This is a genomic window from Mesorhizobium sp. GbtcB19 (genome assembly GCF_019091085.1).
In the GTDB taxonomy this organism is placed as follows: domain Bacteria; phylum Pseudomonadota; class Alphaproteobacteria; order Rhizobiales; family Rhizobiaceae; genus Mesorhizobium.
Map to the genome: position 1 here is coordinate 1 of NZ_JAGXJY010000593.1, position 232 is coordinate 232.

The following is a 232-nucleotide window of genomic DNA, read 5'->3' on the forward strand; positions in this document are numbered from 1 at the left end:
GATGACGGGCCCCGGCTTACCATTCTTTACCACCGAGGAGGAGCAGAACGCCTCGCCGAAGAAGCGCGAGGGGCCCGTCACCGAAAGGCTGTGATTGATGCGTTCGACCGAGGACGGCGAGGCGACGCAGCGGTCGCCGGCAAGCGCGTCGAGGGACGGCTCGATCCCCGGCGTGGATTTAAGCTCCTCCGAGAATAGAAGCATGGTCTCGGCCCAAATGTCGCCTTCTGGG

At 64.2% G+C, this 232-nt stretch carries 1 pseudogene; it reads right to left on the reverse strand.

What is annotated here, in order from left to right:
• Window positions 1-232 (reverse strand): annotated as a pseudogene (locus tag KVT37_RS33155) (HAD family phosphatase); the annotation flags it as partial.